Genomic DNA, 7,000 nt, shown 5'->3' with positions numbered 1-7,000 from the left:
GCCGGAGATCGTGGAGGACTGGCAGAGCGGGACCAAGTACGCCACGGTGACGGACCGGCTGGTGCAGACCATCACCGACCCGCCGCTGTCGGGCGGCTGGCTGGACGGGGAAGAGCTGCGGGCCTTTCTGGGCAGCCGGTACCAGTTTACCTCCGCCCAGCCGGACGGGGTGTTGAAAGAGGTGCGCTTTGCCGTGAGCCGGGACGGGAAGGCGGTGGAGGGCATCGACACCACCCGGCCGGGGGAATACCTGATCGCCTACACCCTGGAGGACTCCGCCGGGAATCGCACCTCCCTCTTTTTGCGGTATCTGCTAAAACCCGGCGCGGCCGGTGACCTGGCCCCCGACGGCAATTCGTCGGGCGGCGCCACCCCCTACACCGGGATGGACGGCGGCAGCGGCCGCGGGGCGGACGGGCACTGCCCCATCCACTGGCTGGCCCTGCTGGGGGCCCTCTGCACCCTGCTCTACTGGCTGGGGCGCAAGACCTTCCTGGGCCGGGGGAGACGCGGCCTCACCCTCGGGGACGTGGCGCTGTTGGCCCTGGCGGGTGGCTGCGCCGTCTCCCTGGCCTTCCTCGCCCGCTGTGGGCTGGATGTGCCCACCATCCTCTGCTGGGGCGGGGTGATCTTCATGGCCCTGTGGAACCTCTCCACCGAGAAAGGTGAAGAGGAGAGGGAGAGGGAAGCCCTCTGATCCCGCCGTTCGGGCCAACCGCTGTCAGCGGATAAAGGGCCCCTTCAACGCCCTTTTCAAAGAGGTCGCTGCTTTTTGGCAGCGGCCTCTTTGGCGCAAAAAGAGTTGGCTGCGCCCCCATTCTTCCCCGTCGCCACGGCATGCCTCTCGGCGGGGATGGTGGCCGAGTGCCACTGCCCGGCCATCGCCCAATGGCCGACCCTGGTCTGCGCCATCCGGGCGGAAACCCGACATCCCGCCCCTGTCCCCGTCGCCGAAAGGGCACATCCCCCTGCGGTCTCCTCCTCCGGCACCAGCGCCGGGGCCTGGGGGGATGACGCTGGGCAAGGTGAGGGTGTTGGCGGAGAACGGCGCGGGCTTCCCCGCACGCCCCATCGCCTTCACGGAGGGGGGAGAGGAGTCCTTTATCCAAAAAGAGAAGCGCCGCCGGACAACCTGTCACAGGCTGCCCGGCGGCGCTTTTGGTTTCTTTGCCTCGTGCGACTCTCCCCCTTCCGCACAGGGGCAGACCCCCGCCATGCCATCTGCCCCGGAGGGCCAAACGCCCCTCACCCCCTTGCCCAAAAGGCCGCCGTCAGAGGGCAGCGGCCTTTTTGGGGGCGCGGGAAAAGCTGACCCGCCGCCCCCTCCTCATACCTCCCGCTCCCGGGAAAAGACCTCCACAAACCCCTGTGCCGGGGGGGAGAGGGGGCGGTTTTTGGCCCAGACGGCGGCGATTTGGGTGGTGAGGGCTGGGTCGTCGATTTCCCGGCAGCTCACCTGCAATCCCTGCATGATTTTGAGGGCTGAGCGGGGCACCAGGGCGACCCCTAGCCCCGCCCCCACCCACATGAGGGTGGTGCGGGCGTCGTCGTTTTTGCAGAGGACGGTGGGGGCAAAGCCCGCCGCTGCGCACTGGCGGGCGATCAGGTCCTCAAACCGGCGGTAGAGGATGAGGGGCTGCCCCTTTAAATAGGTGAGGGGGAGCGCCCCCTCCCCCGGCCAGGGGTGAGCGGGCCCGGCCACCGCCACCATGGGCTCGGGGGACAGGTAGCTGCAGTGAAACCCCTCGGACTGAAAGGGGGTGCGGGCCACCGCCACCTCGATGATGCCGGCGCGCAGCAGTTCCAGCAGCTGGTAGGTGTTTCCCTCGTGGAGGGAGAAGTCCACGTCGAGGTAGAGGGCGTGAAATTCGCGGATGCGGCTGGAGAGCAGGGCGCTGCCCGAGGAGGAGACGGTGCCCAGCCGCAGGGTGCCCCGCTTGCCCACCGCCAGGTCGGAGAGCTCCTTGCGGGCCACCCGCGCCATCTCCAGGATGTTGGCGGCCCGGGGGTAGAACAGCTCGCCCGCGGGGGTGAGGGTCACCTTGCGCGCCCCCCTTTCAAAGAGGGTGAGGGAGAGCTCCTCCTCCAGCAGCTTGAGCTGGTGGCTCAAGGGGAGCTGGGTCATGTGCAGCCGCCGGGCAGCGGCGGAGATGGTGCCCTCCTCCGCCACGGCGACAAAGGCGGCTAGCTGTTTTAACTCCAACGAAACGACCTCCTCATCCCCGCCATTCCAGCGGGGCAAACTATATGGGATTTGAATGGAAAATATACAAATAAAATCCTTTTCATATAGCTGCGCATTTGTTATTATAATAACAGTTTGCCGGGGATTTGCAACAAATGGCCCGGCAAAACCCGAAAAAAGTGGGGGAAAACATCTTGCTGAAATTGGTTCGCTATCTAAAGGAATTTCGGAAACAGGTCATCATCGGCCCGCTCTTCAAGCTGACCGAGGCCATCTTCGAGCTGATCGTGCCGCTGCTGATGGCCAAGATCATCGACGACGGGGTGGCCCGGGGCGACCTGCCCTACGTGCTCAAGACCGGCGCGGTGATCGTGCTGCTGGGGCTGGTGGGGCTGGGCTGCGCCCTCATCTGCCAGTACTCGGCCGCCCGGGCCTCCCAGGGGGTGGGCACCCGGCTGCGCCACGACCTCTTTGCCCATGTGGGCACCCTGTCCCACGCCGAGATCGACAAGCTGGGCACCTCGACCCTCATCAACCGCATCATCAGCGACGTCAACCAGCTGCAGGTGGCGGTGGCAATGCTCATCCGCCTGGTGATCCGGGCCCCCTTTCTGGTCATCGGCTCCACCGTCATGGCCATCTGGCTGGACTGGAAGCTGTCGCTCATCTTCCTGGTGGCGGGGCCCCTGGTGGCCCTGGTCCTCTACCAGGTGATGAAGCGGACCATCCCCTTTTACCGCACCATCCAGAAAAAGCTGGACCGCATCGGCCTCATCACCCGCGAGAATTTGGAGGGCGCCCGGGTCATCAAGGCCTTCTCTAAGCAGGAGCACGAGAACCAGCGCTTCTACGCGGCCAGCGACGACCTGGCCCAGTCCTCGGTGCGGGTGGGGAAGGTGTCCGCCCTTTTAAACCCCCTCACCTCCATCATCGTCAACTTCGCCATCATCGCCATCCTCTGGTTTGGCGGCTTCCGGGTGGACAGCGGCGCTTTGACCCAAGGGCAGATCATCGCCCTGGTCAACTACATGACCCAGATCCTGCTGGCCCTGGTGGTGGTGGCCAATTTGGTGGTCATCTTCACCAAGGCCTCGGCCTCGGCCAGCCGGATCAACGAGATTTTCGAGACCGAGCCCTCCATCCTCCCCGGCGGGGAGGAGAGCGGCCTCTCGGGGGCCGCCAAGGTGGCCTTTGAGGGGGTGTCCTTTGCCTACAGCACCGGTGAAAACGCCCTGGAGGGGATCGATTTGGCGGTGCAGCCGGGGCAGACGGTGGGGATCATCGGCGGCACCGGGGCGGGCAAGTCCACCCTGGTCAACCTGATCCCCCGCTTCTACGACGCCACCGCCGGGCGGGTGCTCATCGACGGGGTGGACGTGCGGGCCTACGACACCGCCGCCCTGCGCAAAAAAATCGGCATCGTCCCCCAGAAATCGGTCCTCTTCACCGGAACGGTGCGGGAAAACCTGCGCTGGGGAAAGCCCGACGCCAGCGACGAGGAGATCGCCCGGGCGCTGGACATCGCCCAGGCGGCCGAATTTGTGGCAAAGCTGCCCCAGGGGTATGACACCCCCATCTTGCAGGGAGGCAAGAACCTCTCGGGCGGGCAGCGGCAGCGGCTGGCCATCGCCCGCGCCCTGGTGGGGCGGCCGGACATCCTGATTTTGGACGACTCCTCCTCGGCCCTGGACTACCGCACCGACGCGGCCCTGCGCGCCGCCCTGGCGGCCCAGGCGGGGGAGAGCACCGTCTTTGTGGTCTCCCAGCGGGCCAGCGCCATCCGCCATGCCGACGTGATCGCGGTCCTCGACGACGGCCGCCTGGCCGGGGTGGGGAGCCACGAACAGCTGTTGGAGAGCTGCTCGGTCTACCGGGAGATCTGTCTCTCCCAGCTCAGCGAAGAGGAGGTGAGCCGCTGATGGCGAAAATCAGGCAGGAGGACCGCACCCCGGTGCTGGGGCGGATCCTCAAATACCTAAAACCCTACTGGTGGCTGCTGACCCTGGCCCTTCTCTGCGCGGTGGCCACCGTCACCTGTACCCTCACCGGCCCGGTGCTGGTGGGGCGGACGGTGGACATGATCGTCGGCCCCGGGCAGGTGGATTTCACCGGCATCCTGGGGATGGCCGGCTGGCTGGCCGGGGTCTACGCCCTGGGGGCCCTGACCCAGTGGCTGATGACCTACTGCACCAACAAAATCACCTACCACACCGTCAAGGACATTCGGGTGCAGGCCTTTTCCAAGCTCTCCACCGTCCCCCTGCGCTACATCGACGGCCACTCCCACGGCGACCTCATCACCCGGGTGGTGTCGGACATCGACGTGATCTCCGACGGGATGCTCCAGGGCTTTTCCCAGCTCTTCACCGGGGTCATCACCATCCTCGGCACCCTGGCGTTCATGCTCTCCATCAATGTGAAGATCGCCTTAGTGGTGGTGCTCATCACCCCCCTCTCCCTCTTTGTGGCCAGCTTCATCGCCAAGCGCTCCCACAACATGTTCCGGGAGCAGTCAGCGGTGCGGGGCGAGATGGGCGGCTACGTGGAGGAGATGCTGGGCAACCAGAAGATCGTCAAGGCCTTTGGCCGGGAGGCCGCCTCGCAGGAGCGATTTGACGAGATCAACAGCCGCCTCTACGACTGCGGGGTGAAGGCGCAGTTCTACTCCTCCCTCACCAACCCCTGCACCCGGTTTGTCAACGGGGTGGTCTACGCCGGGGTGGGGATCATCGGCGCGGTGGCGGCCATCAACGGGGCCATCACTGTGGGCCAGATCAGCAGCTTTTTGGCCTACGCCAACCAGTACACCAAGCCCTTCAACGAGATTTCCGGGGTGGTGACCGAGCTGCAGTCGGCCCTCGCCTCGGCCCGCCGGGTCTTCGCGGTGCTCGACGAGCCCAGCGAGTCCCCCGACGCGCTGGAATCCGCCCGCCCCGCGGCCTGTGAGGGCCGGGTGGCGGTGGAGGGGGTCTCCTTTGCCTACGAGGCGAAAAAGCCCCTGATCGAGGACTTCAACTTGCGGGTGGAGCCGGGCCAGCGCATCGCCATCGTCGGCCCCACCGGCTGCGGCAAGACCACCCTCATCAACCTGCTCATGCGCTTTTACGACGTGGACAAGGGCGCCATCTCGGTGGACGGCAAGGACATCCGCGACTACGCCCGGGGCTCCCTGCGGGCCTGCTACGGGATGGTGCTGCAGGACACCTGGCTCTTCACCGGCACGGTGCGGGAAAACATCGCCTACGCCCGCCCCGACGCCAGCGAGGAAGAGGTGATCGCGGCGGCCAAAGCGGCCCACGCCCACAGCTTCATCAAGCGGCTGCCCCAGGGGTATGACACCGTCATCTCCGAGGAGGGGGGGAGCATCTCCCAGGGGCAAAAGCAGCTGCTCTGCATCGCCCGGGTGATGCTGACCTCGCCCCCGATGCTGATTTTGGACGAGGCCACCTCCAACATCGACACCCGCACCGAGATCCGCATCCAAAAGGCCTTTGACGAGATGATGCGGGGGAAGACCAGCTTCATCGTGGCCCACCGGCTCTCCACCATCAAAGAGGCCGACCGCATCCTGGTGATGCGCGACGGCAGGATCGTGGAGCAGGGCAACCACCAGTCCCTGCTGGAAAAGGGCGGCTTTTACGCCGAGCTCTACAACAGCCAGTTCGCCCGCACAGGGGAGTAAAATAGAAGATCGCCCGAGGGGGGCGCAGCCGAACAGGGGCTGCGCCCCCTTTTGCCGCCCTGGAAAAAATCGGCCCTTGCCCGGGGAGGGGGGCGGGTGTTACACTGGCCCAAAAGGGGTTGTCCAACCAGGTCAAGCGCCGCGGGGCGCGCTCTGGTATTCTGTGAGAGGGGGGAAGAGAGATGGAGATGACCGAACAGACCGCTGCCATCCAGCGGATGCAGGACTACATCCGCCGCTGGGCGGGGAGCGACGAGTTTTCCCTGGAGGGGATGTACGCCGCCGCCGGCTATTCCCGCCGGCACGCAGACCGCCTCTTTAAAGAGCTGCTGGGGCAGACCCCGCGGGAGTACCTGCAGGCCGTGTTGCTGACCCAGGGGGCCGCCCGGCTGCGGGACACCCGGGATCCGCTGCTCGACATCGCCCTGGACAGCCGGTTTGCCAGCCACGAGGGGTTTACCCGGGCCTTTGAGAGCCGCTTTTCGGTCGCCCCGTCGCGCTACCGGCGCTCGCCGTCCCCCATCCCCCTGTTCGTACAGTACCCGATCAGGGACTATCAGGCCCTGATCCGCCGCAAGGAGGAATGCCAGATGAGCGAAGAAATCAAGATGTGTACCGTCACCGTCCAGGAGAGACCCCGCAGAAAGCTGCTCTACCTCTGCTCCAAAAAGGGAGAGGACTACCTCTCCTTCTGCGAGGAGATGGGCTGCGAGTGGGAGGGGCTGCTCAACAGCATCCCCGAGAAGATGGACACCGCCGCCCTGTTGGAGCTGCCGCCCCAGCTGGTGAAGGAGGGCTGCTCCAACATCGCCGTCGGGGTGGAACTGCCCCTGGATTACTGCGGCGAGGTGCCGGCGGGGTATGCACTGGCCCAGTTGCCGGCCGGGTCCCTCTTCTACTTCCAGAGCGAGCCCTACGAGCGGGAGGAGGACTTCTGCCTGGCCATCGAGTCGGTGCAGCGGGCGGTGGAGCGCTACCGCCCCGAGCCCTTCGGCTACCGCTTTGCCCCGGAGAGCGGCCCGTCCTTCAACTTCGGCGCCGAGCAGGAGACCGGCGCCCGGGTGGCAGTGCCGGCGGTAAAACTGTAAAACGCGCATCCAAAAAGGGGTGGGGGGGGGGGTTTTTTTCGCGGC

General features: G+C 66.0%; 5 protein-coding genes. 4 read left to right on the top strand and 1 reads right to left on the bottom strand.

Annotation, left to right across the window (positions count from 1 at the left end):
• Window positions 1-697 (top strand): hypothetical protein (locus tag ACTNAU_RS13200; RefSeq protein ID WP_441098676.1); only part of this gene is annotated, 697 nt, incomplete at its 5' end.
• A gap of 630 nt (window positions 698-1,327) precedes the next feature.
• Here the strand turns inward: ACTNAU_RS13200 and ACTNAU_RS13195 are convergent.
• Window positions 1,328-2,203, bottom strand: coding sequence for a LysR family transcriptional regulator (locus tag ACTNAU_RS13195; protein ID WP_441098675.1), 876 nt, complete (start codon window positions 2,201-2,203; stop codon window positions 1,328-1,330).
• Window positions 2,204-2,379: 176 nt separating this feature from the next.
• On the opposite strand from ACTNAU_RS13195, the gene ACTNAU_RS13190 reads away from it, so the two are divergent.
• The 3 genes from ACTNAU_RS13190 (at window position 2,380) to ACTNAU_RS13180 (ending at window position 6,955) form a co-directional block, all read left to right on the top strand.
• The gene (locus ACTNAU_RS13190; RefSeq protein ID WP_441098674.1) at window positions 2,380-4,104 is read left to right on the top strand and encodes an ABC transporter ATP-binding protein; all 1,725 of its coding nucleotides are present in this window, start codon (window positions 2,380-2,382) and stop codon (window positions 4,102-4,104) included.
• A complete protein-coding gene (locus tag ACTNAU_RS13185; RefSeq protein ID WP_216401134.1) occupies window positions 4,104-5,867 on the top strand; it encodes an ABC transporter ATP-binding protein in 1,764 nt (587 codons plus the stop codon). Before ACTNAU_RS13190 ends, ACTNAU_RS13185 begins: the two co-directional genes overlap by 1 nt.
• A gap of 182 nt (window positions 5,868-6,049) precedes the next feature.
• Window positions 6,050-6,955, top strand: coding sequence for a helix-turn-helix domain-containing protein (locus ACTNAU_RS13180; protein WP_441098673.1), 906 nt, complete (start codon window positions 6,050-6,052; stop codon window positions 6,953-6,955).
• Window positions 6,956-7,000 lie beyond the last annotated feature (45 nt).

This window comes from Bittarella sp. HCP28S3_D9, from assembly GCF_052065655.1.
Lineage (GTDB): Bacteria > Bacillota > Clostridia > Oscillospirales > Ruminococcaceae > Bittarella > Bittarella massiliensis.
The sequence above is the reverse complement of the archived record's forward strand: the minus strand, read 5'-3'. Positions and strand labels throughout refer to the sequence as shown.

Coding starts and splice junctions, on each gene's coding strand:
- ACTNAU_RS13185 (WP_216401134.1), top strand. CDS start 4,104: ATGGCGAAAATCAGGCAGGAGGACCGCACCCCGGTGCTGGGGCGGATC.
- ACTNAU_RS13180 (WP_441098673.1), top strand. CDS start 6,050: ATGGAGATGACCGAACAGACCGCTGCCATCCAGCGGATGCAGGACTAC.